The following is a 26,363-nucleotide window of genomic DNA, read 5'->3' as shown; positions in this document are numbered from 1 at the left end:
CTGGTGCTGCGCAGCATCCCGGAATGACGTTGAAGGTTGTCCGGCGCCTTTTTCAATGACGCGCCTGCGCGGGCGCGTCAACCGCGAGGCTGCTCTGCGCAATCTGCCGTGCAAGCTCGGCGACGCGCTCCACGGCAACGACGTCGGGCGAGGCGAGCCAGCTCGCGGTGAAGGTCAGCGGTGCGATCGCCAGATCGGTGTCGAGCAGCTGCAGCCGCCCGTCGGCGAGCTCGTTCTCGACGATGGCGTCGGGAATCACGGCGACGCCCAGCCCCTCGACCGCCATATGGATGACGGTGGCGAGCGAGGCGGACGCATGCAGGCGGATCGGCGGCAGCTCCGGCCGGTCGAACACCTCGCGCACCACCTCGTAAGGCTTGGTCTTGCGCGGGAAGGTGATGATCGGAAACCGCGCGAGGTCGGCCGGCGTCACCGGGCCCTTGCCGAGCCCGAGCGAAGGGCTTGCAAGAAACCCGATCGGATAATCGGCGAGCACGCGGTTGTGCACGCCGGAGGCGGACAGCGGTCCCACCACGAACGCAAGCTCGATCTCCTGCGCGAGCAGGCGCGCGGTGAGGTTCGGCGTGATGTCGACCTCGATTTCCAGCGACAGATTCGGATAGACCTGGTTGACGCTCTTCACGAGGCGCGGCAGCCAGGTGTGCACGATGGTCTCGGCGACGCCGAGCCGCATCACCCCGCGCATCGCCGAGGCATCGCTGATCTCCGCCATCATCTGTGCGCGCAGCCCGATCAGCTTCTCCGCATAGACCATCATCTGCCGGCCGCTCGGGGTCGGTGAGGCCACGCGATGATCGCGATTGAGCAGCTTCACGCCCATCTCGCGCTCGAGCTGGGCGATGCGCTGGGAGATCGCCGGCTGGGTGGTGTTGAGCCGTTGGGCGGCGCCGCGAAAGCTGCCGAGCTTCACCACCCACAGGAACGTCTCGATCGACCTGAAGTCCAGCATGGAAGGATTTTCCCAGTCGATAAATCAGATTTATCGATATTGATTAGAAACGACGATTAGACTTTATAGCACGCGTGGTGTTGGCTTGTCTTTGTCGAGTTTATGGGCAGGTCAATCACATGACTGTTTTGGTGGCAGCGCAGCAAACTGAAACAACCGACACGCTGCCGAGCCGCAAGGCCCGGCTCGCTTACCGCGAGGGGCTGGTCGCCTCCACCGCCGGCGTCGCCCCGGGCTTCGTCCAAGGCAATCTGGCGATCCTGCCGGCGGACTATGCCGGCGCCTTTCACCGCTTCTGTCAGCTCAATCCCAAGCCGTGCCCGATCATCGGCATGTCCGATGTCGGCAGCCCTTTCATCCCGGCGCTCGGCGCCGACCTCGACATCCGCACCGACGTGCCGCGCTACCGCGTCTGGCGCGATGGCGAGATCGTCGACGAGCCGATCGACGTGACCAAGTACTGGCGCGACGATCTCGTCACCTTCGTGCTCGGCTGCTCGTTCTCGTTCGAGGAGGCGCTGCTCGACGAGGGCATGCCGATCCGCCACATCGAGCAGAACGTGCGCGTGCCGATGTACCGCACCAACATTCCTTGCGGCGAGGCCGGACCGTTCGCAGGTCCCATGGTGGTATCGATGCGCCCGTTCAAGCCGGCGGATGCGATCCGCGCGGTGCAGATCACCTCGCGCTATCCCGCCGTGCACGGCGCACCCGTGCATCTCGGCCACCCGCATCTGATCGGCATCAAGGACATTTCCAAGCCCGACTATGGCGATCCGGTGACCGTCGCCGACGACGAGATCCCGGTGTTCTGGGCCTGCGGCGTCACCCCGCAATCGGTCATCAACGCTGCCAAGCTTCCGTTCGCGATCACGCATTCACCCGGCCTGATGCTGGTCACGGATCTCAAGAACAGGACCCTGGCCGTGATTTAACGGGCAGCATCTGCTGCTTCTTCGAGCTTTACCGCATCCGTCAATCGCTTCATTCGATCATCTGAAATTCAGTCACAAAGGACTCTGCCATGACGATCACTCGCCGCGACGTGTTGTTAGGTGCCACCGCCACCGCTGCACTGGTGCCTCTCGCTGCACGCGCACAGACGTCGGAGGTCGTGATCGGCGTGATCTATCCGTTCTCCGGCGGCAGCGCGCAGCAGGGTGTCGATGCACAGAAGGCCTACGAGACCGCGCTCGAGGTCATCAACAAGGATACCGATTTCGGCCTGCCGCTGGCCAAGGGCGAAGGCCTGCCGGGCCTCGGCGGCGCGAAGATCCGTCTCGTCTTCGCCGACCACCAGGCCGATCCGCAGAAGGGCCGCGCCGAGGCCGAGCGCCTGATCACGCAGGAGAAGGTCTGCGCCATCATCGGCACCTACCAGAGCGCCGTCGCCGTTACCGTCAGTCAGATCTGCGAGCGCTATCAGGTCCCGTTCGTCTCCGCCGACAATTCCTCTCCGAGCCTGCATCGCCGCGGCCTGAAGTACTATTTCCGCGCCGCGCCGCACGACGAGATGTACTCGGCCGCCATGTTCGACTTCTTCGATGCCATGAAGAAGAAGGGCACCAAGATCGAGACGCTGTCGCTGTTCCACGAGGACACCATCTTCGGCACCGATTCCGGCAACGCCCAGGCCAAGATCGCGGGCGAGCGCGGCTACAAGATCGTCACCGACATCAAGTATCGCGCCAACTCGCCCTCGCTCTCGGCCGAGGTGCAGCAGCTCAAGTCGGCGAATGCCGACGTGCTGATGCCCTCGAGCTACACCACCGACGGCATCCTCCTGGTCAAGACCATGGCCGAGCTCGGCTACAAGCCGAATGCGATCGTGGCGCAGGACGCCGGCTTCTCCGAGAAGGCTCTCTATGATGCCGTCGGCGACAAGCTCGAAGGCGTGATCTCGCGCGGCACGTTCTCGCTCGACTTGGCGCAGAAGCGGCCGATGGTCGGCAAGATCAACGACATGTTCAAGGCGAAGTCGGGCAAGGACTTCAACGATCTCACCTCGCGCCAGTTCATGGGCCTGATCATCCTCGCCGACGCCATCAGCCGGGCCAAGTCGACCGATGGCGAGAAGATCCGCGACGCGCTGGCGGCGACTGACATCCCGGGCGAGCAGACCATCATGCCCTGGAAGCGCGTCAAATTCGACGAGATGGGCCAGAACAACGACGCCGACCCCGTGCTGCTGCAATATATCGGCGGCAAGTTCGTCACCATCTTCCCGCCGCAGGCTGCGATCGCCGAGGCGGTCTGGCCGATGAAGTAAGCGCTGCGGGAGCAGGGGAGCACATCGCGATCGTCGCGCGAGCCTCGTCATTGCGAGGAGCGAAGCGACGAAGCAATCCAGACTGTCTACGTGGCGGGATGCTGGATTGCTTCGCTTTGCTCGCAATGACGGAGCAAACGATGACGTTTCGAACGGGGGACGACTTTTGACAGCCCAAGCCATTATCCAAAGTCTCGCGAGCGGCCTGCTTATGGGCCTGCTCTACGGATTGATCGCAGTCGGCCTCGCGCTGATCTTCGGCCTGATGGACGTCACGAACTTCGCCCATGGCGAGTTCCTGATGATCGCGATGTATCTGTCCTTCTTCCTGTTTGCGTTCTTCGCCATCGACCCCTTGCTATCCGCGCCATTGGTCGCTGCCGCGCTCTTTGTCTTCGGAGCGGTGATCTACTTGCTCATTGTGCGCTTCGCCATGCGGGCCAAGGCCAATGCAGGCATGGTGCAGATCTTCACCACGTTCGGCCTCGCCATCGTCATGCGCGGTCTCGCGCAGTACTTCTTCACGCCTGATTATCGCAGCATTCCGCAGTCCTGGCTCGGCGGCAAGACCATCTCGATTGCCGGCATCTTCCTGCCGGAGCCGCAGCTGGTCGGCGCGCTGGTCTCGATCGCCGCCTTCGCAGGGCTCTATTTCTTCATCCACCGCACCGATTTCGGCCGCGCGATCGAAGCCACGCGCGAAGATCCCGGCGCGGTCGCGCTCGTCGGCATCGACAAGAACCGCGTCTTCGCCTTCGGCTGGGGGCTCGGCGCCGCGCTGGTCGGCCTCGCCGGCGCGATCATGGCGAGCTTCTTCTACATCTATCCCGACGTCGGCGCGTCCTTTGCCCTGATCGCCTATGTCACCGTGGCGCTCGGCGGCTTCGGCAGCGTGTTCGGCGCCTTTGCCGGCGGCATCATCGTCGGCCTGGTCGAAGCCACCACCGCCCTTGTGCTGCCGCCGTCGCTGAAGTCGGTCGGCATCTACGCGGTCTATCTGCTGGTCGTCTTCATCCGGCCGCGCGGCCTGTTCGGATCGATCTGATGGACAAGGATTTTGCAGCGCGGCGCCGCCGCGATCTCATCATCGCCGCGGCGCTCGCCATGATTGCGGCGCTGACGCCATTGTTCGTCAAGGACGTCGTCGTCCAGAACATCCTGATCCTCACGCTGATGTATGCGGGTCTGTCGCAGAGCTGGAACATCCTGTCCGGCTATTGCGGGCAGATTTCGCTCGGGCACGCGCTGTATTTCGGCCTGGGTGCCTACACCACCGAGCTGCTGTTCACCAAGTTCGGCGTGCTGCCCTGGTTCGGCATGCTGGCGGGCGGCGTGGTGTCGGCACTGATCGCGATGGGGCTCGGCTATCCCTTCTTCCGCCTGCGCGGCCACTACTTCGTGATCGCCACCATCGTCATCGCCGAGATCGGATTGCTGCTGTTTCACAACTGGGAATGGGCCGGCGCTGCGATGGGCATCACCATTCCGATCCGCGGCGACAGCTGGCTGAAATTCCAGTTCCTGCGCACCAAGCTGCCGTATTTCTACTTCGCGCTCGCGCTGTGCTGCCTCGCCTGGTTCGTGACCTGGTGGCTGGAAAACTCCAAATGGGGATTCTGGTGGCGCGCGGTGAAGGACAATCCGGAAGCTGCCGAGAGCCTCGGTGTCGACGTGTTCAATTCCAAGATGGGCGCGGCCGCGGTCTCCGCCTTCCTGGTCGCCATCGGCGGCAGCTTCTACGCCCAGTTCGTCTCCTACATCGATCCCGAAAGCGTCATGGGCTTCCAGTTCTCGCTGCTGATGGCGCTGCCCGCCGTGCTCGGCGGCATCGGCACCCTGTGGGGGCCGGTGCTGGGGGCCGCCATCCTGATCCCGCTGACTGAGCTGACGCGCTTCAAGTTCGGCGGCTCCGGGCGCGGCGTCGACCTCATCGTCTACGGCACGCTGATCGTCCTGATCTCGCTGGCCCTGCCACGGGGGCTGCTCAGCCTGTTCTCACGGCCGAAGAAGACGGGAATAGCCCGATGACCGCGCTCCTCGAAACCCGCGGCGTCTGGCAGCGCTTCGGCGGCCTCGTCGCCAACAGCGACGTCTCGATCTCGGTCGGTCCCGGCGAGATCGTCGGTCTGATCGGCCCTAACGGCGCCGGCAAGTCGACGCTGTTCAATCTCATCGCCGGCGTGCTGCCGCCGACCCAAGGCTCGATCCTGTTCGATGGCGAGGACGTCACCCACATGCCGGCGGCGGCGCGCTGCCAGCGCGGCATCGGGCGCACCTTCCAGGTGGTGAAGAGCTTCGAGACCATGACCGTGATCGACAACGTCATCGTCGGTGCGCTGGTGCGCAACAAGGTGATGCGCGAGGCGCGCCGCAAGGCGCACGAGGTCTTGGAGTTCACCGGCCTTGCCGCGCGCGCCGACGTGCTGGCGAGCGACCTCGTGCCGGCCGAGAAGCGCCGCCTCGAAGTCGCCCGCGCGCTCGCGACCGAGCCGAAGCTGCTGCTGCTCGACGAAGTCCTCACCGGCCTGACGCCGACCGAGGCGCAGACCGGCGTCGCGCTGGTGCGCAAGGTGCGCGATGCCGGCATCACCGTGCTGATGGTCGAGCACGTCATGGAGATCGTGATGCCGCTGGTCGACCGCGCCATCGTGCTCGACCTCGGCAAGGTGCTGGTCGAGGGCAAGCCTTCGGACGTCGTCCGCGATCCCAAGGTGATCAAGGCATATCTGGGAGATCGTCATGCTGTCGGTGCGTGAAGTCACGACCGCCTATCAGGGCCTGGTCGCGATCTCCGCGGTCTCGATCGAGGTCCAGAAGGGCGAGATCGTCTGCGTCGCCGGTGCCAACGGCGCCGGCAAGTCGACGCTGCTGAAGTCGATCGCCGGGGCTGAGCGGCCGCGCTCGGGCAGCGTGACCTTCGACGGCAAGCAGATCAACGGCATGGCGCAGCACCACATCACGGCGGCCGGCATCGCCTATGTACCGGAGAACCGCCGCCTGTTTCCGCGCCTGTCGGTGCGGGACAATCTGCGCCTCGGCAGCTATCTCTATCGCAGCGAGGCCGACCGCGAGGGACCGCTCGAGCTCGTCTTCAAGCTGTTCCCGCGCCTTCAGGAGCGTTTGGAGCAACGCGCCGAGACGCTCTCCGGCGGCGAGCAGCAGATGCTCGCCATCGGCCGCGCACTGATGACGCGTCCGCGGCTCTTGATGCTGGACGAGCCCTCGCAGGGTATCATGCCGAAGCTGGTCGACGAGATCTTCCAGGCGGTGAAGCTCATCCGCGACTCCGGCATGACCGTCCTCATCGTCGAGCAGCGCATGGCCGAATGCCTGGAGATCGCCGACCGCGCCTACATCCTGCAGACCGGCCGCGTGCTGATGCAGGGCGCAGCAAGCGAGATCAAGGGCAACCCTGACGTGCGGAAGGCGTATCTGGGGCTGTAATTAAAGGCGCGCGGGCTCCCCACCGTCGCCGCAACCGTCATTGCGAGGAGCGTAGCGACGAAGCAATCCAGAATCCCTCCGCGGAAACAGCCTGGATTGCTTCGCTACGCTCGCAATGACGGGGGCAGAGCGGCGCTAATGCCCGTGCTCCGGCAGCGTCACCCCAAATACCTTGGTCAGATCCTTCACCTGCTCCGGCGACAAATACCGCGGGTTCATCCCGCGCAGCAGCAGATACAGCTTCGCTGTCTCCTCCAGCTCTTCCGTGGCGAACACCGCCGCTTCCAGCGTGTCGCCTGCAACGACCGGGCCGTGATTGGCAAGCAGCACGGATGAATATCGTCCCGCCAGTCCCTTGATCGCGTCCGCGACCGCGGGATCGCCGGGGCGGTAATAGGGCACGAGCGCGGTGGCGCCGCATTTCATCAGGTAATAGGCCGTCATCGGCGGCAGCACGGCGCGCGGGTCGATCTCGGGCAGCATCGACAGTGCGACGGAGTGGGTGGAGTGCAGATGCACGATCGCGCGTGCATTGCCGCGCGTATCGTACAGCGCCGTATGCAGCGGAACTTCCTTGGTCGGCGCATCGCCAGAGACCAGCCGGCCCTGATCGTCCAGCCGCGACAGCTTTGCCGGATCGAGGAAGCCGAGCGAGGCGTTGGTCGGCGTCACCAGCCAGCCGCCGCCGTCCAGCCGGACGCTGATATTGCCGGAGGAGCCCGGCGTCAGCCCGCGCTCGAACAGGGACCGTCCGAAGCGGCAGATATCCTCGCGCAGCCGCGTCTCGTTGCTGTTTTCAGTCCTCATGGCCGTCATGTCCGCTTGTCTCACGCTTTGGCAGCGCGGCCAAGCCGTGATAACGGTTCGCCGAGCCGCCGCAAAGGCCGGCCGTCCGGGAAACGTCGCAAGGATCAGTTGCACATGTCCGCCTCCACGTCTCAGAAACAGCGCATCGCCGTGATCGGGCTCGGCTCGATGGGGTATGGCATGGCGACCTCGCTGAAGCGCGCCGGCCATGCCGTCACCGGCTGTGACGTATCGGCCGATGCGGTGGCGCGCTTCGTGAAGGATGGCGGGGCGGGGGCAAAGACCCCGGCTGAGGCCGCCAAGGACGCCGACATCGTCGTCAGCGTCGTCGTCAATGCCGCGCAGACCGAGACGATCCTGTTCGGCAAGGATGGTGCCGCCGAGACCCTGCCGAAGGGTAGCGTGTTCGTTTCCTCGGCCACCATGGATCCGGACGTGGCGCGGCGCCTTGCCAGGCAGCTGGAGGCGACGGGCCGGCTTTATCTGGACGCGCCGATCTCCGGCGGGGCGCAGCGTGCCGCGCAGGGCGAGTTGACGATCCTGGCCTCCGGCAGTCCCGCTGCATTTGCGAAAGCGCGGCCCGCGCTTGATGCCATGGCCGCAAAGCTCTATGAGCTCGGCGATGCAGCAGGGCAGGGCGCTGCCTTCAAGATGATTAACCAACTGCTCGCCGGCGTGCACATCGCCGCCGCCAGCGAAGCGATCGCGTTCGCGGCCAAGCAGGGCCTCGACATCCGCAAGGTCTACGAGGTGATCACGGCCTCCGCCGGCAATTCCTGGATGTTCGAGAACCGCATGCCGCACGTGCTCGACGGCGACTACACGCCGCGCAGCGCGGTCGAGATCTTCGTCAAGGAGGATCTCGGCATCATCCAGGACATGGCGCGCAGTGCCCGATTTCCAGTGCCGGTCTCCGCCGCCGCGCTCCAGATGTTTCTGATGACATCAGCCGCCGGCATGGGCCGCGACGATGACGCGTCGGTGGCCCGCATGTATGCGCAGGTGACCGGCGTGAAGCTGCCCGGCGACAAGTAAGTTTGAGGGGATTTCCAATGCCGCGTTTTGCCGCCAATCTCTCGATGATGTTCACCGAGGTGCCGTTCCTCGATCGTTTCGATGCCGCCGCGCAAGCCGGCTTCACCGCGGTCGAGTTTCTCTTCCCTTATGAGCATCCCGCCGAGGCGGTTGGCGAGCGGCTCAAGCGCAACGGCCTGACCCAGGCGCTGTTCAACCTGCCGCCGGGCGACTGGAATGCCGGCGAGAAGGGCTTTGCGGCGCTCCCCTCGCGGTTCAACGACCTCAAGGCGAGCCTGGAGACGGCGCTGCCCTACGCCAAGGCGACCGGCGTCAAGCGCCTGCACCTGATGGCCGGCATCGCCAACCGCGGCGAACGCGTCGCGATCGAGGCGTTCTACAAATCGGTGGCCTGGGCTGCGGAGTTCTTCGCCCCTCACGGCATCGACGTCGTGATCGAGCCGATCAATGCGCGCAACGTGCCCGGCTACTTTCTCAACGATTTCGGCTTCGCTCGCGACCTGATCCAGGAGCTGAGGCTTGCGAACCTCAAGCTCCAGTTCGACATCTATCACTGCCAGATCATCCATGGCGACGTCACCATGCGGCTGCGCGAGATGATGCCGATCATCGGCCACATCCAGATCGCCAGCATCCCCTCGCGCAACGAGCCCGACGGCGAGGAGCTGAACTATCCGTTCCTGTTCGACGAGCTCGACCGGCTCGGCTATGCCGGCTTCGTCGGCTGCGAGTACAATCCGCGCGGCAAGACCATTGATGGGCTCGCCTGGTTCAAGCCCTATGCTGGAGTGAAGCCGTGACACGTGCGGCAACGATCTCTCTCGGCTGCATCGCCGACGACTACACCGGCGCCTCCGATCTCGCCAACACGCTGACGCGCGCCGGCCTGCGCACCGTGCAGACCATCGGCGTGCCCTCGGACGATCTGGCGTTGCCCGAGGTCGACGCTGTCGTGGTGTCGCTGAAGAGCCGCTCGATCGACGCCGGACTTGCCGTCTCGCGCTCGCGCGCGGCGGACAAATGGCTGCGCAGCCGCGGCGCGGGCCACGTGCTGTTCAAGATCTGCTCGACCTTCGATTCCACCGATTCAGGCAATATAGGTCCGGTGATGGACGCGTTGCGCGCCGACAGCGGCGAGGGTGCCGTTCTGGTGACGCCGGCGTTCCCGGAGACCGGCCGGACCGTCTATCAGGGCAACCTCTTCGTCGGCGCCGTGCCGCTCAACGAGAGCCCGCTGAAGGACCATCCGCTTAACCCGATGCATGATTCAAACCTGGTGCGCGTGCTGGCGCGCCAGAGCAGGACGCAGATCGGTCTCGTCGACCTCGCGACTGTCGCGCGCGGCGCGGATGCCGTGCGGGCGCGATTGGCCGAGCTCGCCGGCAAGGGTATCGGTGCTGCCATCATCGACGCCGTGTTCGATCGCGACCTCGAAACCATCGGCCTCGTCGCCGCTGAACACCGCCTGTCGGTCGGTGCCTCCGGCATCGGCCTTGGGCTCGCGCGCGCGCTGGTGTCGACGGGCAAGGTCAAGCGCGGTGCCGCGAGCAGCGAGTCTGGAGCTGCTGTCGGCGGACCTGCAGCGTGCCTTGCCGGAAGCTGCTCGCAGGCCACGCTTCAGCAGATCGCGAATGCCGAACGCATCATGCCGGTGCTCCATCTCGACCAGGACCGTATTATTACGGGTGCGAACGAAGCCGAGCGCGCGCTCGACTGGGCGAGGCCGCGACTTGCCGACGGCCCGGTGCTGATCGCCTCGAGCGCGAAGCCCGAGGAAGTCGCCGCATTGCAGGCCCGCCACGGGCGCGATGCTGCGGGTCACGCCATCGAGCAGGCGATGGCCGACATCGCGGAAAACCTCGTGAAAGCAGGGGTCCGGCGCCTCATCGTTGCCGGCGGCGAGACGTCCGGCGCGGTCGTCGACCGCCTCGAAATCCCGGGCTTCCTCGTCGGCGCGGAGATCGCCGCGGGCGTGCCGGTGCTGCGCGCCGTCGGCGCCGCAGCAGGCGAAATGCTGCTCGCGTTGAAGTCCGGAAACTTCGGCGGCCCGGAGTTCTTCGCGGATGCGCTTAGGCTCATGCGCTGAGCGCAGACCGTTTTTAGGTTCCTGTTCATCTCTTTCGACTTCCGTGCTCGCGCGGAGTCGCAGTCAATATCTTTCGCAGACGGTCTGCTGTCTGATGTCGGCGCTGCTCCCCTTTGGTTGATTCCTTAGAGCTCCCGACGCGCGCCCGCGCCAGTACAACGAGACCCGATTATGTTTGCCAAGTTTTCCATCCGCGCCAAGATCATCAGTGTCGTGGCGTTCTTGCTGGTCGCGATGACCGGCATGGGCCTGCTCGCCGTCACGAAGATGCGGACGATGAACGCCAACACCCTCGACATCACCACCAACTGGATGCCGAGCGTCAAGGTGATCGGCGACCTGCGGGCCGCAGTCATCACGTATCGGAACGTGGTGCGCCAGCACATGCTGGCCGATGCTTTGGACGACAAGCTCGCGGTGGAGAAGACCGCCGCCACTGTGACCGAGGCTCTCGCCAAGACGCGCAGCAAGTATGAGGCCATGATCAGCTCGCCGGAGGAGCGGGCACTCTACAGCCAGTGGTCCAAGCTCTGGGACGATTACAAGAAAGGCACCGAGGAGGTGATGGCCTTGTCGCGCAAGGAGGCCGGCAAGATCCCGCGCGAGGCGCAGGAGCTCAACTCCAAGACGGTCAACAAGATCGGGCTTCAGGCGGATGAGGTCCTGAACAAGGACATCGAGCTCAACACCAGGGGTGGCGAACAGGCGGCTCAGGATGCTGCCGACAGCTATTCCTATGCCTTCATGCTGGTTTCGGTCATTCTCGGCGTCGCCGTCCTGGTCGGCATTGGTCTCAGCTTCTACCTGGTCAGCGACGTCTCGAGCGGCATCAACTCCATCACCCAGCCGATGCAAGCGCTGGGTCGGGGCGATCTGGCCGCCGAGGTCCCGCATCGCGGCGAGAAGACGGAGATCGGCGCCATGGCCGACGTGCTCCAGATCTTCAAGGAGGCGTTGATCGCCAAGAAGGCTGCGGACGAAGCCGCGGCGGCGGATGCCGAGATCAAGATCGAGCGCGGCCGCCGCGTCGACGACATCACCCGCGAATTCGAAGCCATGATCGGCGAGATCGTCCAGACCGTCTCGTCGGCTTCGACCCAGCTCGAGGCCTCCGCCTCGACGCTGACGCTGACAGCCGAGCGCTCGCAGAGACTGGCGACGACCGTTGCCGGAGCTTCGAGGAAGCCTCGACCAACGTGCAGTCGGTGGCCTCGGCGACCGAGGAGATGGCCTCGTCGGTCGGCGAGATCGGCCGTCAGGTGCAGGAATCGGCGCGGATGGCGGGCGACGCCGTCGGTCAAGCGCGTGCCACCACCGAGCGCGTCAGCGAGCTGTCGAAGGCGGCGGCCCGCATCGGCGACGTCGTCGAGCTGATCAACACCATCGCCGGCCAGACCAATCTGCTGGCGCTGAACGCGACCATCGAGGCGGCGCGCGCGGGTGAGGCCGGCCGCGGTTTCGCCGTCGTCGCCTCCGAAGTGAAGGCGCTGGCCGAGCAGACCGCGAAGGCCACCGGCGAGATCGGTCAGCAGATCTCCGGCATCCAGGCGGCGACCAACGAATCGGTCGGCGCGATCAAGGAAATCTCCTCGACCATCGAGCGTCTGTCGGAGATCTCGTCGGCGATTGCAGCAGCCGTGGAAGAGCAGGGCGCGGCGACGCAGGAGATCGCACGCAACGTGCAGCAGGCCGCGCAGGGCACCCAGCAGGTCTCTTCCAACATCACCGACGTGCAGCGCGGCGCGACCGAGACCGGAACCGCCTCCTCGCAGGTGCTGTCGGCGGCGCAGATGCTGTCGAACGACTCGGGCCGCTTGAAGAGCGAGGTCAGCAAGTTCCTGACCAACGTCCGCGCAGCCTGAACCTCCCCAACAGATTTGCTCTGCGCAAGGGCGGCGCCATTGGCGTCGTCCTTTTGCGTTGGACGTTTGCCCACCAGACGGTCCTGACGCAGATGAGCCGTACCGCAGCAATATGGCGGGAGCTTACTCCGTAAAAATGCGGCAGAGTTCCTGTCGGTATCTCAGTAGAAGTGCGTAGCGCCGCTAATACCTTCCGACGTCAACGGTGATACGAAAAGGAGTCGAGATTCATACCGCCGCAGACCGAGCTGTTGATTCGACGTGTAATCTTCGAATGCTATTGGGGAAATGATGTCCTGGATCAACAATGTACGTGTCTCCGCCAAGGTGTCCGCCGTGTTCGCGGCAATCTGTCTCGTCGTGGCCGTCAGCAGCGGGGCGATTTACAACTCTCTCGGCGTGATGAATTCCACCGCGAAGATGACAGTCCATACCTACCAGGTGCTGGAGCAGCTCTCCGAGGTCGTCAGCGGTATGGTGAATTCGGAAACAGGTGTTCGCGGTTATCTCGTTTCGGCCGATACCGGTTTTCTAGGTCCCTATGAGTCCGGCCAGAAGCAGTTTCAAGCGGCAGTGGCAAAGGTTGCCAGCCTGACGTCGGATAACGCGGCTCAGCAGAAGCGCATTGATCGCGTCAAGGCGTTCGCCAGCGATTGGACGACGAATGTTGCGCAGCGCGAAATCGCGATGATGAAGGATCCGGCAACCCAGGCGAAGGCGCGCGAGCTCGAAGCATCTGGCGCCGGCAAGAAGGCTATGGATGGATTGAGGGCCGTGGTGCAGGAGATGGACGCAGAAGAGCGTTCGCTGCTGACCGTACGTGCCGTAGCCTCCGACGCGGCGTCGGCCAATGGAACCCTTGCCATCATGATCGGCGGCATCGTTACCTTGTTGCTCTCGCTGGCGGGCGCTTTCGGCGTCGCAGTTGTGGTCACCCGGCCCATTCAGCGTATAACCACCGAGATGGGTACCCTCGCAAAGGGTGATACCTCCGTGGCGATATCGGGCACCGAACGCAAGGACGAAATTGGCCGGATGGCCAATGCGGTCCAGGTATTCAAGACCAATGCAATCGAAGTCGAACGCCTGAAGGCAGAGCAGGTCGAGGTCGAACGCCGGAACGCAGAGCAACGCAAAGCTGACATGTTGAAGCTTGCCGACGATTTCGAAGGTGCGGTGGGTGAGATCATCGGAACGGTGTCCTCCGCTTCAACGCAGCTGGAGGCATCGGCTACTACTCTCACGGGAACGGCCGACCGCTCCCAGCGGCTGGCGACGACGGTTGCCAGCGCGTCGGAAGAAGCCTCGACCAACGTGCAGTCGGTGGCCTCGGCGACCGAGGAGATGGCCTCGTCGGTCGGCGAGATCGGCCGTCAGGTGCAGGAATCGGCGCGGATGGCGGGCGATGCCGTCGGCCAGGCCCGCGCCACCACCGAGCGCGTCAGCGAGCTGTCGAAGGCGGCGGCCCGCATCGGCGACGTCGTCGAGCTGATCAACACCATCGCCGGCCAGACCAATCTGCTGGCGCTGAACGCGACCATTGAGGCGGCGCGCGCGGGTGAGGCCGGTCGCGGTTTCGCCGTCGTCGCCTCCGAGGTGAAGGCGCTCGCCGAGCAGACCGCGAAGGCCACCGGCGAGATCGGTCAGCAGATCTCCGGCATCCAGGCGGCGACCAACGAATCGGTCGGCGCGATCAAGGAAATCTCCTCGACCATCGAGCGTCTGTCGGAGATCTCGTCGGCGATTGCAGCCGCCGTGGAAGAGCAGGGCGCGGCGACCCAGGAGATTGCCCGCAACGTGCAGCAGGCCGCGCAGGGCACGCAGCAGGTCTCTTCCAACATCACCGACGTGCAGCGCGGCGCGACCGAGACCGGAACCGCCTCCTCGCAGGTGCTGTCGGCGGCGCAGATGCTGTCGAACGACTCGGGCCGGCTGAAGACCGAGGTCAGCAAGTTCCTGACCAACGTCCGCGCGGCGTAGAGTCTCTGTCCGATCGAACGACGAGCGGCGCCAGAAAGCGCCGCTCGGTCCGCCTTGCCGGGAGCATCATATCGCTCGCGGTCGCACTTCTGAGCGTGCCGTAGTTTTGCGGGCGCGACGTTTCATCGATGGTTAAATCGGGTTTACGATGATGGGCGGAGGGCCGGCTCATGCCGGGCGGGGCCCTCTGCGAATGACTTTCTACTGAATCCGAGTTTTTGGGGAGCCCCGATGCGCAAGAATTTTCCGGTCACCGATGTCGAGTATCCGGTCAGCGACGAGACGCTGATCGTCTCGCGGACCGATCTCAAGGGCAAGCTCACCTACTTCAACGAGGACTTCCTTGCCGCCGCCGGCTTTACGTCGGCGGAGCTCATGGGCCAGCCGCACAACATCGTTCGTCACCCCGACATGCCGCCGGAGGCGTTTGACAACCTCTGGGATACGCTGAAGGCCGGCAAGCCCTGGCTGGGCGCGGTGAAGAACCGCCGCAAGAACGGCGACTTCTACTGGGTGCTGGCGACCGCCTCTCCGATCCGCGAGAATGGTGAGGTCAAGGGCTATACTTCGATCCGCACAAAGCTGCCGGCCGACCAGCGCAAGCTCGCCGAACAGGTCTACGCCGCGATCCGCGAGAAGAAGCCGCATGGCTATCGCATTGACGCCGGCATCATCCGCCGCCGCTCGTGGCTGGACCGCTTCAGCGTCTTCACCGGGACGCTGAAGGCGCGCCTCGTTACGACGATGGCGCTCCAGGCGCTGTTCATGCTTGCGCTCGGCATCGGCGGCGCGCTCGCCAGCGGCGGTTCGACCAGCCTGATTCTGACGGCGCTGGCCGTCGTCGGCGCCGCCATCGTCGGTTTCGCGGGCATTGCGACCATGCGCGCGATCGGTGGGCCGATGCAGCAACTCAACGAGATCCTGGTCAACCTTGTGCAGGACAAGCTGGACAATCGCATCGTGATCGAGCGCGACGACGAGATCGGCGAGGCGCTACGCAACATTCAGACGGTGCAGACCATCATCCGCTTCAGCCGCGACGAGGTGCAGGCGGTGCAGCGCCGCGCCGAAGCGCAGCGCAAGGCGGACATGACCAAGCTCGCCGACGGCTTCGAGGCCGCGATCGGCGAGATCGTCGAGACCGTTTCGTCGGCCGCAACCGAGCTCGAGGCTTCGGCCTCGACGCTGTCCTCGACCGCGGGCCGGGCGCAGGAATTGGCGACCGCGGTCGCAACCGGCTCGGAAGCAGCCTCCACCAATGTCCACTCGGTGGCGTCGGCCGCCGAAGAGATGTCGTCCTCGGTGCGCGAGATCGGCCGCCAGGTGCAGGACTCCTCCCGGATTGCGAACGAAGCGGTCAGCCAGGCCCATGCCACGACCGAGCGCGTCAGCGAATTGTCGCGGGCCGCAGCGCGGATCGGCGACGTCGTCGAGCTCATCAATGCGATCGCCGGCCAGACCAATCTGCTGGCCCTCAATGCCACGATCGAGGCGGCGCGAGCCGGTGAGGCCGGGCGCGGCTTCGCCGTCGTGGCCTCCGAGGTCAAGGCGCTCGCCGAGCAGACCGCCAAGGCCACCGGCGAGATCGGCCAGCAGGTCGGCGGCATTCAGGCGGCGACGCAGGATTCGGTCAGCGCGATCGGCGAGATCAGCGGCACCATCGCGCGTCTATCGGAGATCGCTTCGGCGATCGCGGCAGCCGTGCAGCAGCAGGGCGCGGCAACCCAGGAGATCGCCCGCAACGTTCAGCAGGCCGCCCAAGGCACCCAGCAGGTCTCGTCCAATGTCGGCGACGTCCAGCGCGGCGCCTCCGAAACCGGCTCGGCGTCCTCGCAGGTGCTGTCGGCGGCGCAGATGCTGTCGCGCGATTCCAATCGCCTCAAGCTCGAGGTCGGCAAGTTCCTGAACTCCGTCCGCGCCGCCTGACGGCACGATCGTCCGGATCGCATGATGAACTGCCTGAGTTGCGATCGTTTCTGATCGCGGCAATCGCTGAGGCTTGCGCCGCATCTGGCGGGCAACGATTCGGTAATCATACGGTCGATGCATCGCCTGCAAAGGCGATGTTCGCGGTGATCTTTGATGTGAGACAACGCTGCGTTGCCGAAGCCGGATATTGCTTCCCTGGAACTGCTCATTCTGGAGCAGTACGCACGAGGGGAAGCGAGCGGTGCACTTGCGAATTGGAACGATCCTGCCTCTGATTGTCTCGGCTCTCGCCCTGATGGGAGTGGCCGCCACCGGTTACACGGCTCTTGGGGCCTACCACGGCCGACAGGAGGCGCACGCCTTCGTCGAGCTCAACGGGATATCGCAGCTGTTGTTGCTGAGCGCCGGACAATGGGCTCTCGAGCGGGGAACGACCAACGCGGCGCTGAACACGCCCGAGCCTGTCGGTGCAGACCGCCGCGCCGAAATTGACCGTATCCGTGCCGCCTCGGGACAGGCGTTCCGGGATGCCGCGCAGCGTCTGCGCAACTTGCCTGCGATGAAATCCATCGAGCCCGGCATTGCGGAAGCCGAGCGCGCGCTCGCGGGGTTCGAGAGCCTGCGCCGCAAGGTGGACGCCGATCTGGTCAAGCCGAGGGCTGAGCGCGATCCTGCGGTCGTCAACGCGGTCGTTCCGGCCTTGACCGAGCTCATCGAGATCGCCGCCAACCGGCCGCGGCTGACTTTGGAGACGTTGACCGATGCGCCATCGCCGGCAATGACGCGGCTTGTCGGGCTTCGCCATCTCACGGCAGAGATGGCCGAGAATGCCGGCCGCGAGCGAGCCTTCCTCGCGGGCCTGATCAGCGCCCATGCAAAACTCACCGCGGACGGCATCGGCTTGGTGTCCGGATTCCGCGGCCATGTCGAACTCGCCTGGGAGACCATCTCACCCGTGGCCCAGCGCGCCGATGTCTCGACGGGTCTTGGCCAGGCGATCAAGGACGTGGAACAGAAATATTTCCGCACCTACGGCTCGCTGCGCGCAGATGTCATCGGGGACGGCAGGACGGGCGAATACAAGATCTCAGGCACCGATTATATGGCGAGTGCGACGAGCGCCATCAACGCGATCCTGCAGCTTGGTCAGGCCATCGCAGCGGATGCGGATCGGGAGGCGGCGGGGCTGGCGGCAAGGAGCACGACAAATCTGGCCGTCAGCGGCGGCATTCTCCTTGCGAGCGTCGCGCTCGCGCTGCTCAGCTTCTGGGTCGCATTCTCGCGGATCTTGCGTCCGCTGTCCGCGCTGACGAGGGCCATGGGCGAACTTGCCGGCGGCAATTTCTCCGTCGTCCTGCCCGGCCTCGGCCGTAAGGACGAGATCGGCGATATGGCGCAGGCGGTCGAGGTCTTCAAGGTCAAGGCCGAAGAGAAGGCACGCATGGAGGCCGAGGCCAAGATCGTGCAGGATCGGATTGCCGCCGAGCAGCGCAAGGCCGACATGCACCGGCTCGCCGGCGCATTCGAGACGGCCATCGGCGAGATCATCGACACGGTGTCCTCCGCATCGACCGAGCTCGAAGCCTCGGCCGGCACGCTGAACACGACCGCCGAGCGCGCCCAGCAATTGGCGGTCGTCGTGGCGGCGGCGTCGGATGAAGCGTCCTCCAACGTTCAATCGGTCGCGTCGGCGACCGAGCAGCTCTCGTCATCCGTCAACGAGATCAGCCGACGGGTACAGGATCAGGCCCGGATGGCCAACGAGGCGGTTGGCCAGGCCGGAAGAACCAACGACAGGATCGGCGAATTGTCGCGAGCGGCCTCCAGAATCGGCGACGTCATCGAGCTGATCGACCAGATCGCGGGACAGACCAATCTTCTGGCGCTCAACGCCACGATCGAGGCCGCGCGAGCGGGCGAGGCCGGCCGTGGCTTTGCGGTGGTCGCGTCCGAGGTGAAGGCACTGGCCGAACAAACCGCGAAAGCCACCGGAGAAATCTCCCAGCAGATCACCGGTATTCAGGCGGCCACCCAGGATTCCGTCGGTGCAATCCGTGACATCGGCGGCTCGATCGGGCGCCTGTCGGAGATCGCCTCGGCCATCGCCGCGGCCGTCGAAGAGCAGGGCGCAGCGACGCAGGAGATTGCACGCAACGTGCAGAAGGCGGCCCAGGGAACGCAGCAAGTATCGGCCAATGTCGGCAACGTCGAGCACGGCGCCACTGAGACCGGTTCGGCCTCGTCTCAGGTGCTGTCGGCGGCGCAGATGCTGTCGCGTGACTCCAATCGCCTCAAGCTCGAGGTCGGCAAGTTCCTGGATACGGTCCGCGCCGCCTGAGGCGTCCCTCGGCTACGCCACCCGCCACTCCGGCACCCCGTCGGCAGCCATCGCGATCTCGCCGAGCGAGCCCACCGGCGTGCGATCCATGTTGAGCAGATGGGACAGCGTCGCGCCGTCGCTCGCCGGAATCCGTGCCAGCGTGCGGCGGTCGTGCTCGGTGCGCAGCATCACGACGCCGTGCTCGACCTCGCCGCTACGGCCATAGAGCACGGTGAAACTCTCCACCCTGCCTTTGCCGCTGGCCTCGGTGACGAACTCCGGCACCGCGCGCTTGTTGCGATCGGCCTCGCCTTGCACGCTGGTCTCCTGCGCCAGCGCCGCGCCCGGCGGCGCCTTGGAGACCACCAGGGCGTGATGCTTGGTGACGAAGCCGCCCTGGCCATAGAGCAGGCCGAGCTTGGCGCCGTCGCGCATCCGCCGCACCATCGCGCAGGCCGCATGCGTCATGTAGGTGTTGAGTGGCGCGCCGAAGAAGGTGAGGCCGCCGGTCACGGTCGGCTGCACGTCGGCGGAAAGCCCGAGCGTCCGCCGCGCCATCTTGGGCACGCAGGGGAAGCAGCTGTAGAGCTCGATCGCGTCGAACTTTCGGCCGTCGCCGCCGGCGAGGTCCATCACCGCTTTCAGCACCGCGTTCTGCGGATGGCTTTCGTAGAACTGGTCGCGCAGCAGATAATCGCGCGGCTCTTCCGCCGAGGCGCCGCCGAGCGGATAGACCAGTCGGTCCTCCGCGATCCCGGCCGCGCGGGCCTTGGCAAGGCTGGTGAGCAGCAGCGCGCCGCCCATGTTGACGCTGGGATTGGCGACCATGAGCTTGCTGTAGGGCCACGCGATCAGGCGGTTGTCCGCGGTCGGCGTCGTGATCTCCTCGGGCGTGTAGCGCCGCTTCAGCCAGGCATTCGGATTCTGAGCGGCGGCTTCCGAATAACGCGACCACAGCGTGCCGGATTCCGCCATCGCCTCGCGCGGCGTCTGGCCCCAATGCGCGGAGGAGGCAGCCTCGTAGAACGGATAGACCGTGACCGGTCGGAACACGCCGAGCTTGACCGCCAACGGCTTCTGGAACGCCGCGCCGCGCTTGGGCTCCTCGACGTCATGGGCGAACGGCGTCCATGGCAGCTTGACGCCGGCGCGCTCCGCCTTGGTCGCGGTCGACTGCGCCTCGGCGCCGCAAACGGCGGCCACGGTGCACTCGCCGCGCGCAATCCGCTTGGCCGCTTCGTGGATGTAGCGGATCGGGCTCTCGCCGCCGACAGGACCGTAATAGCAATGCGCAGGCGTGACGCCGAGGCGCCGCGCCAACAGCTGCTCGGGATCGCGATAGCGCCAGCTCAGGAAGTTGACGACGTCGAGCGACTGCACCTCGCCGAGCAGCTTTGCACCGGCATCTGCCTCCGCGCGCCGCAGCGCCTGTTCGAGCAGATCGAGCGGTTCGAGGCCGTCGCTAATTTCCTTCGGGCGGTCGACGATCTCGCCGACGCCGACGATGACGGGGATGCGGTCTTCGGTATTCTTGTTCTTATCTGTCATACGTCAATTCACTATCAGTTGGTCGTCATTGCGAGCGCAGCGAAGCAATCCAGATATCTTTCCGCGGCGGCAGCCTGGATTGCTTCGCTGCGCTCGCAATGACGGAGTAGCCATCACTCCGCCACCAGCGCATTCATGTGCTCGACGGCTTCGGCGAACTCTTCCTTGAACTCCTGCACGACGGCGCCGGCGGACTTCACGCTGTCGATCAGGCCGACGCCCTGGCCGACGAAATAGCTGACGAGATCGCGCGCCTTGGCGTTGCCGCCTGCCGCCGCGCGGTCGATCGAGGTGAAAGCGTCGCGGCTGATGATGCTTTGCAGCGGCATCGGCAGTGCGCCCGGGCTGTCCGGGGCGCGGTCCCAGGCGTCGGTCCAGACCGAGCGGAGCTGCCGCGCCGGCTTGCCGGTGCGGCCCTTCGAGCGCACCGCGTCGCGCGAGGACGCGGCGATCATCTTCTCGCGAAAAATCTCGCTGGTCTCGGACTCGACCGTCGCCAGCCACACCGAACCGGTCCAGACGCCCGCCGCGCCCATCGCCATGCAGGCCGCCATCTGCCGGCCCGTCATGATGCCGCCGGCCGCCAGCACCGGCACATCGCGAATGGGCTTGATCGCCTTGATCACCTCCGGCACCAGCACCATGGTCGAGACCTCGCCGCAATGGCCGCCGGCCTCGGTGCCCTGCACCACGAGAATGTCGACGCCGGCCGCGACCTGGCGTAGCGCGTGCTCCTTGGCCCCCACCAGCGCTGCGACCGGCACGCCGTGCGCCTTGCCCATCTCGATCATCGCCTTGGGCGGCACGCCCAGCGCATTGGCGATCAGGCGGATCGGATGGTTGAAGGAGACCTCGAGCAGCTGCAGCGCGGTCTTTCCGTCGAACGGCTGCGGCTGATCGGCTGCGACCTCCGTGCTCGTCAGCTCGATATCGTATTTCTTCAGGAGATCGCGCGTGTAGTTGCGATGCTCCTGCGGCACGCGCGCCTCCAGGCTCTTCCAGGTGACATCCTTTTCGCCTGATGTCGAGATGTTCTCGGGGATCAGCACGTCGATGCCGTAGGGCTTGCCGTCGACGTGGTCGTCGATCCATTTCAGCTCGCGTTCGAGCGTATCGGGTGTGTGCACGGTGGCACCCAGCACGCCGAAGCCGCCGGCGCGACTGACCGCGGCGACGACATCGCGGCAATGGCTGAAGGCCAGCAGCGGGAACTCGATTCCCAGCATGTCGCAGATCGGCGATTTCATGGCTCTCTCCCGGCCCCCGGCGTTTTCGTTCTCTGCAAAGAAGCGCCAGCCGGTCGATGACATGCCGGATTCGACCATGCATCTTGTGTTCAGGCGTTGCGTTTTGCCCTCGGGCGCCACCGTCATTCCGGGGTTCGCGTTGCGAGAACCCGGACCCCATTTTTCAGAGCATTCCTGTTTCAGAGCATTCCTGGCGGAGCGATGGATTCCGGGTTCGCCCTGCGGACGCCCCGGAATGACCGGGAAGGGGCCTGCCATGACAAAACGTGACGTTGTCCGGCCCGGCAATGCGTTGCGATGCCCTTGCCATCGGCCATTCCCGGTCTAATTAATGCAGACGCATCTTTCCGCCGGAGCCCCGCATGACCGACGCCCCCGCCTACGTGCCGCCCAAAGTCTGGACCTGGAACAAGGAGAATGGCGGGCAATTCGCCAGCATCAACCGCCCCATTGCCGGTCCCACCCATGACAAGGAGCTGCCGGTCGGCAAGCATCCGCTTCAGCTTTATTCGCTGGCCACCCCGAACGGGGTGAAGGTCACGGTGATGCTGGAGGAGCTGTTGGCGCTCGGCCACAAGGGCGCCGAATACGACGCCTGGCTGATCAGGATCGGCAATGGCGACCAGTTCGGCAGCGGTTTTGTCGATATCAACCCGAACTCGAAAATCCCGGCGCTGATGGACCGCTCGGGTCCGGAGCCGATCCGGGTGTTCGAATCCGGCTCGATCCTGTTTTATCTCGCCGAGAAGTTCGGCGCCTTCCTGCCCAAGGACGTCAAGACCCGGACCGAGGCGATGTCCTGGCTGTTCTGGCAGATGGGCAGCGCGCCCTATCTCGGCGGCGGCTTCGGCCATTTCTACGCCTACGCGCCGACCAAGATCGAATACGCCATCGACCGTTTTGCGATGGAGACCAAGCGCCAGCTCGACGTGCTCGATAGGCGCCTTGCCGACAACGAGTACCTCGCGGGCAAGGAGTACACGATCGCCGACATGGCGGTGTGGCCCTGGTACGGTGCGCTCGCCAAGGGGCTGGTCTATGGCGCCGGCGAATTCCTGTCGGTGCAGGACTACAAGAACGTCCAGCGCTGGACCGATGAGATCGCCAAGCGTCCGGCCGTGAAGCGCGGTCGCATGGTCAACCGCGTCTCGGGCGACCCCGCCAGCCAGCTCCACGAGCGGCATGATGCAAGCGATTTCGAGACCAAGACCCAGGACAAGGTCGCACCGGCGACGTGAGGTACGTAGGGCGGATGAGCCGAAGGCGTAATCCGCCACTCTCGTCCAGTAGGCGTTCGGCGGATTACGCTTCGCTAATCCGCCCTACGATCAATCCGGCAGCATCTCGCCGGAGCCGCCAAGATCGGCCGGCAGATCGACATATTTCGGCAGGCCATCCCGGATCGACACCATCTTGCTCGCGTAGTTCGCATGCAGGGTCGGCTGGTGCCGGTATCCTTTCAGCAGATTGGCGTAGACGTCGATCAGCCGCATCCGCGGATGCTCGGTCATGACGTGGCCGCCGCAGCGCTTGCAGAATTTTCGGTAGGAATGCTCGGTCTTGTTGAACGTCCCGAGCTCGGCCTCGCCCTTGGTGATGCGCACGCTGCCGGACTTCCACAGGCTGAACGCATTGATCGGCGCCGCTGACCAGGCCTGGCAGTCGGCGCAATGGCAATAGCCCGCAAACATCGGCTTGCCTGTTACCTCGACCTCGACCGCTCCGCAGAAGCAACCGGCGCGATAGCGCGTCTCGGGCTCGGCCTGCGCATCTCCGCCATCCGCCAGGAGGTCGTTATAGCCGGGGTCCTTGCGCATGAAATTGCGGATGAAATCGCACTCGACCGAGAGCTTGCGCCCCTGCGACCGCACCGCGTCCAGCGTGGCGCGGCCGAGCTTCGAGCCAATGCCGCGGCCGCCGAGCTCCGGCGGCACCTCGGTGTGCACCAGCGTGATCGCGCCGTCGCTCTTGCGGTAGGTGACGAAGGCGATCGCCCCGTCGACGTCGAGCTCGAACCGCTCGCGTTCCTCGTTATCGCGAAAGGATTCCGGCATCATGTTGCTCCCGGGTTCGACGACTTGGTTTTTGCGCCTTCCGCGGCCGGAAACACCACGCGGTCGTCGGTGCGGCAGTAGCGGTCGGCGAACATGCGGCCGATCGGATGATAGCGGTCCATGTGCACCCGCATCGCCTCGTCGTCCCACAGCTCGTCGCGGATGTGGAAGTGGAGGCCTTCGCCCATGATCAGTTTGCGATCGTCGTTGACGTCGATCAGCTTCCAGAGCTTGCACTCCATCGCCCAGGGCGTGTCGGCGAGCCGCGGCACGGCGATCTCAGTCGAGGGCGCGAGCTTGAGGCCGAGATAGTCGGGCTCGCCGATATCAGGGGGAAAGTCGCCGCTGCTCTCGTGCATCGCCCGCGCCAGCGGTTCATCGGCGAGGTTGACCACGAATTCGCCGGTGCGCTGGATGTTGAGGAAGGTGTCCTTGTCCTCTCCGTTCGGCTTGCGGTTGGCCGCGAACATGCAGAGCGGCGGATCTTCGCAGAAGGCGTTGAAGAAGCTGAATGGGGCCGCGTTGACGATTCCGGTCGGTCCGATCGTCGTCACCCAGGCGATCGGCCGCGGCAGGACGAAGGAGGTCAGCACCTTGTAGCGCTCGCGGGGCGTCAGCTCGCTTGCGGCGTAGTCCATCGGCGGCTCCGAGGGAGGGGAGAGCTTCGTAGGGTGGGCAAAGCGAAGCGTGCCCACCATCTCTTGCGTTGGCCGTGATGGTGGGCACGGCGCGCGAAGAGCGCGCCTTTGCCCACCCTACGGCATCTCGTTGATCACGCCATGCTCAGTTCGTGGCGTCCCACCACCATCCAATGCACCTCGTCCGGGCCGTCGGCAAAGCGCAAATGGCGCACGTCCTGATACATCTCGGCGAGCGGGGTCCAGTGCGAGATGCCGGTGGCGCCGTGCATCTGGATCGCCTGGTCGATGATCCTGCAGGCGCGCTCCGGCACCATGGCCTTGACCATGGAGACCCAGACGCGGGCCTCCTTGTTGCCGAGCACGTCCATGGCCTTGGCGGCCTTCAGCACCATCAGCCGCATCGCCTCGATCTCGCAGCGCGCCTGGGCGATGATCTGCATGTTGCCGCCGAGATGGGCGATCTTCTTGCCGAAAGCTTCGCGGGTGAGGCCCCGCTGCACCATCAGATCGAGCGCCTTCTCGGCCTTGCCGATGGTGCGCATGCAGTGATGGATACGCCCCGGTCCGAGGCGGAGCTGTGAGATCTCGAAACCGCGGCCCTCGCCGAGCAGCATGTTCTCCTTCGGCACCCGCACGTTGTTGAAGCGCATGTGCATGTGGCCGCGCGGGGCGTGGTCCTGGCCGAACACGTACATCGGGCCGAGCACCTCGACGCCGGGCGTGTCGCGCGGCACCAGAATCTGCGACTGCTGCTTGCTCGGCGCTGCATCCGGGTTGGTCTTCACCATGACGATCAGGATCTTGCAGCGGGGATCGCCGACACCCGAGATGTAGTACTTCTCGCCGTTGATGACCCATTCGTCGCCGACCAGCTTCGCAGTCGTCGAGATGTTCTTGGCGTCGGAGGAGGCGACGTTCGGCTCGGTCATGACATAGGCCGAGCGGATCTCGCCATTGAGCAGCGGCTTCAGCCACTTCTCCTTCTGCTCCTTGGTGCCGACGCGCTCCAGCACCTCCATGTTGCCGGTGTCGGGCGCCGAGCAGTTCATGGTCTCGGACGCCAGCGGGCTCTTGCCGAGCTCGGCCGCGATATAGGCGTAGTCGAGATTCTTCAGGCCCTGGCCGGTCTCGTCATCGGGCAGGAAGAAGTTCCAGAGGCCTTCCTGCTTGGCCTTGTTCTTGGCTTTCTCCAGCACTTCGAGCTGCTTCGGCGTGAAGCTCCAGCGATCTTCCTTGCCTTCGCCGGCCTTGGCGAACTCGATCGACATCGGCTCGACGGTGTCGCGGATGAATTTCTTGACATGATCGTAGAGCGGCCGGACCTGCTCCGACATCCTGAGGTCGTTGAGCTCGTCGCCGGGATTGAGGGTGTAGTTGGTGGTGCGGGGAATGTAGGTGTGTTTTGTCATTGTTCCTCCCGGGGACGCTGAGATCGTTCTGGCGGCAGGATAGTGCCAGCGCGGTCAAAGTGCGAGCGCGCATTTCTTTCGCGCCGAGCCCTGCCACGCGATGGAATATCGCGAGGGCGTTTGAAATCTTGTTTGAATGGGGGAGGCGGCGCCACGCTCTCGGTGTCGTCCCGGACAAGCGCGCCCTAAGCGCGCGCAGGTCCGGGACCCATAATCACAGGGAGTGGTTTGGCGAAGACTCGTAGTTGTCAGCTCGCGCCATAACCGCTCCCCGTGGTTATGGGGCCGACGACACCGGATGTGTCGTTGCCAGATCAGCTCGGCATCCGATGCATCGCGCAGATCTTGTTGCCGTCGAGATCGCGCAAGTACGCGAGATAGAGCTTGCCGCCGGGGCCCTGGCGCACGCCGGGCGGATCCTCGATCGAGGTCCCGCCGGCTGCGACGCCCGCCGCGTGCCATTTGTCGACCTGCTCCGGCGAATTGCAGGCGAAGCCGATGGTGCCGCCGTTCGCGCAGGTTGCCGGCTCGCCGTTGATCGGCTTCGACACCGAGAACACGCCGGTCTTGGTGATGTAGAAGATGCGGTGGCCGTCGACCCTGGCCGGCCGGACCTCGAGCGTGCTCAGCAGATTGTCGTAGAACGTCTTGGCCTTGTCGAGATCGTTGGTGCCGATCATGATGTGCGAGAACATTTGCCCATTCCCTTCTGCGCTGACAAAACGAATTGCCGTAGGGTGGGCAAAGCGCAGCGTGCCCACA

Annotated in this window: 23 protein-coding genes and 1 pseudogene; 15 read left to right on the top strand and 9 right to left on the bottom strand. The window is 65.1% G+C overall.

Features of this window, described 5'->3' with window-relative positions; all coding sequences use genetic code 11:
* Positions 1–52 precede the first annotated feature (52 nt).
* Entirely contained in the window at positions 53–970 is a 918-nt protein-coding gene (locus ACETMP_RS13185; protein WP_375161265.1) for a LysR family transcriptional regulator, read from the bottom strand.
* Positions 971–1,089: 119 nt separating this feature from the next.
* Between ACETMP_RS13185 and ACETMP_RS13180 the strand changes: the two genes are divergently transcribed.
* The 6 genes from ACETMP_RS13180 (at position 1,090) to ACETMP_RS13155 (ending at position 6,683) form a co-directional block, all read left to right on the top strand.
* A complete protein-coding gene (locus ACETMP_RS13180; RefSeq protein ID WP_028135249.1) occupies positions 1,090–1,905 on the top strand; it encodes a putative hydro-lyase in 816 nt (271 codons plus the stop codon).
* Between the two features lie 89 nt (positions 1,906–1,994).
* Positions 1,995–3,239 carry an ABC transporter substrate-binding protein gene (locus ACETMP_RS13175; RefSeq protein WP_028135250.1) on the top strand — a complete coding sequence of 415 codons (1,245 nt, stop codon included), beginning with the start codon at positions 1,995–1,997 and terminating at the stop codon, positions 3,237–3,239.
* Positions 3,240–3,405: 166 nt separating this feature from the next.
* Positions 3,406–4,284 (top strand): branched-chain amino acid ABC transporter permease, encoded by an 879-nt coding sequence (locus ACETMP_RS13170; protein WP_257177393.1) that lies wholly within the window; start codon positions 3,406–3,408, stop codon positions 4,282–4,284.
* Positions 4,284–5,267, top strand: coding sequence for a branched-chain amino acid ABC transporter permease (locus ACETMP_RS13165; protein WP_375161264.1), 984 nt, complete (start codon positions 4,284–4,286; stop codon positions 5,265–5,267). Before ACETMP_RS13170 ends, ACETMP_RS13165 begins: the two co-directional genes overlap by 1 nt.
* Positions 5,264–5,995, top strand: coding sequence for an ABC transporter ATP-binding protein (locus ACETMP_RS13160; protein ID WP_375161263.1), 732 nt, complete (start codon positions 5,264–5,266; stop codon positions 5,993–5,995). Before ACETMP_RS13165 ends, ACETMP_RS13160 begins: the two co-directional genes overlap by 4 nt.
* Positions 5,979–6,683 carry an ABC transporter ATP-binding protein gene (locus tag ACETMP_RS13155; protein ID WP_375161262.1) on the top strand — a complete coding sequence of 235 codons (705 nt, stop codon included), beginning with the start codon at positions 5,979–5,981 and terminating at the stop codon, positions 6,681–6,683. The genes ACETMP_RS13160 and ACETMP_RS13155 overlap by 17 nt, the downstream gene beginning before the upstream one ends.
* A gap of 135 nt (positions 6,684–6,818) precedes the next feature.
* Here the strand turns inward: ACETMP_RS13155 and ACETMP_RS13150 are convergent, their stop codons facing one another.
* A complete protein-coding gene (locus tag ACETMP_RS13150) occupies positions 6,819–7,499 on the bottom strand; it encodes an aldolase (protein ID WP_375161261.1) in 681 nt (226 codons plus the stop codon).
* 99 nt (positions 7,500–7,598) lie between these two features.
* Between ACETMP_RS13150 and ltnD the strand changes: the two genes are divergently transcribed.
* The 8 genes from ltnD to ACETMP_RS13110 all read left to right on the top strand — a co-directional run bounded on the left by ltnD (position 7,599) and on the right by ACETMP_RS13110 (position 18,720).
* Complete coding sequence (ltnD, locus tag ACETMP_RS13145) at positions 7,599–8,525, top strand: L-threonate dehydrogenase (RefSeq protein WP_375161260.1); 927 nt, start codon at positions 7,599–7,601, stop codon at positions 8,523–8,525.
* A gap of 17 nt (positions 8,526–8,542) precedes the next feature.
* Positions 8,543–9,325, top strand: a complete 783-nt coding sequence (gene otnI, locus ACETMP_RS13140) for a 2-oxo-tetronate isomerase (RefSeq protein ID WP_375161259.1) — start codon at positions 8,543–8,545, stop codon at positions 9,323–9,325.
* The gene (gene otnK, locus ACETMP_RS13135) at positions 9,322–10,611 is read left to right on the top strand and encodes a 3-oxo-tetronate kinase (protein WP_375161258.1); all 1,290 of its coding nucleotides are present in this window, start codon (positions 9,322–9,324) and stop codon (positions 10,609–10,611) included. The genes otnI and otnK overlap by 4 nt, the downstream gene beginning before the upstream one ends.
* A gap of 171 nt (positions 10,612–10,782) precedes the next feature.
* Positions 10,783–11,985: an MCP four helix bundle domain-containing protein gene (locus ACETMP_RS13130; protein WP_375161257.1), complete on the top strand. Its 1,203-nt coding sequence runs from the start codon at positions 10,783–10,785 to the stop codon at positions 11,983–11,985.
* Complete coding sequence (locus tag ACETMP_RS13125) at positions 11,889–12,473, top strand: methyl-accepting chemotaxis protein (protein ID WP_375161256.1); 585 nt, start codon at positions 11,889–11,891, stop codon at positions 12,471–12,473. Before ACETMP_RS13130 ends, ACETMP_RS13125 begins: the two co-directional genes overlap by 97 nt.
* A gap of 291 nt (positions 12,474–12,764) precedes the next feature.
* Entirely contained in the window at positions 12,765–14,453 is a 1,689-nt protein-coding gene (locus ACETMP_RS13120; RefSeq protein ID WP_375161255.1) for a methyl-accepting chemotaxis protein, read from the top strand.
* A gap of 231 nt (positions 14,454–14,684) precedes the next feature.
* Positions 14,685–16,379, top strand: coding sequence for a methyl-accepting chemotaxis protein (locus ACETMP_RS13115; protein ID WP_375161254.1), 1,695 nt, complete (start codon positions 14,685–14,687; stop codon positions 16,377–16,379).
* A 244-nt stretch (positions 16,380–16,623) separates the two neighbouring features.
* Entirely contained in the window at positions 16,624–18,720 is a 2,097-nt protein-coding gene (locus tag ACETMP_RS13110; protein ID WP_375161253.1) for a methyl-accepting chemotaxis protein, read from the top strand.
* A gap of 12 nt (positions 18,721–18,732) precedes the next feature.
* Here the strand turns inward: ACETMP_RS13110 and ACETMP_RS13105 are convergent, their stop codons facing one another.
* Positions 18,733–20,250: an acetyl-CoA acetyltransferase gene (locus ACETMP_RS13105; RefSeq protein WP_375161252.1), complete on the bottom strand. Its 1,518-nt coding sequence runs from the start codon at positions 20,248–20,250 to the stop codon at positions 18,733–18,735.
* Between the two features lie 113 nt (positions 20,251–20,363).
* Positions 20,364–21,497 carry a nitronate monooxygenase gene (locus tag ACETMP_RS13100; protein ID WP_375161251.1) on the bottom strand — a complete coding sequence of 378 codons (1,134 nt, stop codon included), beginning with the start codon at positions 21,495–21,497 and terminating at the stop codon, positions 20,364–20,366.
* A 362-nt stretch (positions 21,498–21,859) separates the two neighbouring features.
* Between ACETMP_RS13100 and yghU the strand changes: the two genes are divergently transcribed.
* Positions 21,860–22,735 carry a glutathione-dependent disulfide-bond oxidoreductase gene (gene yghU, locus ACETMP_RS13095; RefSeq protein ID WP_375161250.1) on the top strand — a complete coding sequence of 292 codons (876 nt, stop codon included), beginning with the start codon at positions 21,860–21,862 and terminating at the stop codon, positions 22,733–22,735.
* 90 nt (positions 22,736–22,825) lie between these two features.
* Here the strand turns inward: yghU and ACETMP_RS13090 are convergent, their stop codons facing one another.
* From ACETMP_RS13090 to ACETMP_RS13070, 5 genes and pseudogenes are all read right to left on the bottom strand, one after another.
* Positions 22,826–23,188 carry a GFA family protein gene (locus tag ACETMP_RS13090; RefSeq protein ID WP_375161898.1) on the bottom strand — a complete coding sequence of 121 codons (363 nt, stop codon included), beginning with the start codon at positions 23,186–23,188 and terminating at the stop codon, positions 22,826–22,828.
* Positions 23,189–23,296: 108 nt separating this feature from the next.
* Positions 23,297–23,551: pseudogene (locus ACETMP_RS13085) on the bottom strand (GNAT family N-acetyltransferase); the annotation flags it as partial.
* A complete protein-coding gene (locus ACETMP_RS13080) occupies positions 23,551–24,189 on the bottom strand; it encodes a flavin reductase family protein (protein ID WP_375161249.1) in 639 nt (212 codons plus the stop codon). The gene ACETMP_RS13080 and the pseudogene ACETMP_RS13085, both read right to left, overlap by 1 nt.
* Positions 24,190–24,323: 134 nt before the next feature.
* Entirely contained in the window at positions 24,324–25,601 is a 1,278-nt protein-coding gene (locus ACETMP_RS13075; protein WP_028135267.1) for an acyl-CoA dehydrogenase family protein, read from the bottom strand.
* A 314-nt stretch (positions 25,602–25,915) separates the two neighbouring features.
* Positions 25,916–26,296, bottom strand: a complete 381-nt coding sequence (locus ACETMP_RS13070; protein ID WP_375161248.1) for a VOC family protein — start codon at positions 26,294–26,296, stop codon at positions 25,916–25,918.
* Positions 26,297–26,363 lie beyond the last annotated feature (67 nt).

Source organism: Bradyrhizobium dasycarpum, assembly GCF_042019905.1.
Taxonomy (GTDB): Bacteria; Pseudomonadota; Alphaproteobacteria; order Rhizobiales; family Xanthobacteraceae; genus Bradyrhizobium; species Bradyrhizobium japonicum_B.
The sequence above is the reverse complement of the archived record's forward strand: the minus strand, read 5'-3'. Positions and strand labels throughout refer to the sequence as shown.

Coding starts and splice junctions, on each gene's coding strand:
- ACETMP_RS13185 (WP_375161265.1), bottom strand. CDS start 970: ATGCTGGACTTCAGGTCGATCGAGACGTTCCTGTGGGTGGTGAAGCTC.
- ACETMP_RS13180 (WP_028135249.1), top strand. CDS start 1,090: ATGACTGTTTTGGTGGCAGCGCAGCAAACTGAAACAACCGACACGCTG.
- ACETMP_RS13175 (WP_028135250.1), top strand. CDS start 1,995: ATGACGATCACTCGCCGCGACGTGTTGTTAGGTGCCACCGCCACCGCT.
- ACETMP_RS13165 (WP_375161264.1), top strand. CDS start 4,284: ATGGACAAGGATTTTGCAGCGCGGCGCCGCCGCGATCTCATCATCGCC.
- ACETMP_RS13160 (WP_375161263.1), top strand. CDS start 5,264: ATGACCGCGCTCCTCGAAACCCGCGGCGTCTGGCAGCGCTTCGGCGGC.
- ACETMP_RS13155 (WP_375161262.1), top strand. CDS start 5,979: ATGCTGTCGGTGCGTGAAGTCACGACCGCCTATCAGGGCCTGGTCGCG.
- ACETMP_RS13150 (WP_375161261.1), bottom strand. CDS start 7,499: ATGACGGCCATGAGGACTGAAAACAGCAACGAGACGCGGCTGCGCGAG.
- otnI (WP_375161259.1), top strand. CDS start 8,543: ATGCCGCGTTTTGCCGCCAATCTCTCGATGATGTTCACCGAGGTGCCG.
- ACETMP_RS13130 (WP_375161257.1), top strand. CDS start 10,783: ATGTTTGCCAAGTTTTCCATCCGCGCCAAGATCATCAGTGTCGTGGCG.
- ACETMP_RS13125 (WP_375161256.1), top strand. CDS start 11,889: ATGGCGGGCGACGCCGTCGGTCAAGCGCGTGCCACCACCGAGCGCGTC.
- ACETMP_RS13120 (WP_375161255.1), top strand. CDS start 12,765: ATGTCCTGGATCAACAATGTACGTGTCTCCGCCAAGGTGTCCGCCGTG.
- ACETMP_RS13115 (WP_375161254.1), top strand. CDS start 14,685: ATGCGCAAGAATTTTCCGGTCACCGATGTCGAGTATCCGGTCAGCGAC.
- ACETMP_RS13105 (WP_375161252.1), bottom strand. CDS start 20,250: ATGACAGATAAGAACAAGAATACCGAAGACCGCATCCCCGTCATCGTC.
- ACETMP_RS13100 (WP_375161251.1), bottom strand. CDS start 21,497: ATGAAATCGCCGATCTGCGACATGCTGGGAATCGAGTTCCCGCTGCTG.
- yghU (WP_375161250.1), top strand. CDS start 21,860: ATGACCGACGCCCCCGCCTACGTGCCGCCCAAAGTCTGGACCTGGAAC.
- ACETMP_RS13090 (WP_375161898.1), bottom strand. CDS start 23,188: ATGTTTGCGGGCTATTGCCATTGCGCCGACTGCCAGGCCTGGTCAGCG.
- ACETMP_RS13080 (WP_375161249.1), bottom strand. CDS start 24,189: ATGGACTACGCCGCAAGCGAGCTGACGCCCCGCGAGCGCTACAAGGTG.
- ACETMP_RS13075 (WP_028135267.1), bottom strand. CDS start 25,601: ATGACAAAACACACCTACATTCCCCGCACCACCAACTACACCCTCAAT.
- ACETMP_RS13070 (WP_375161248.1), bottom strand. CDS start 26,296: ATGTTCTCGCACATCATGATCGGCACCAACGATCTCGACAAGGCCAAG.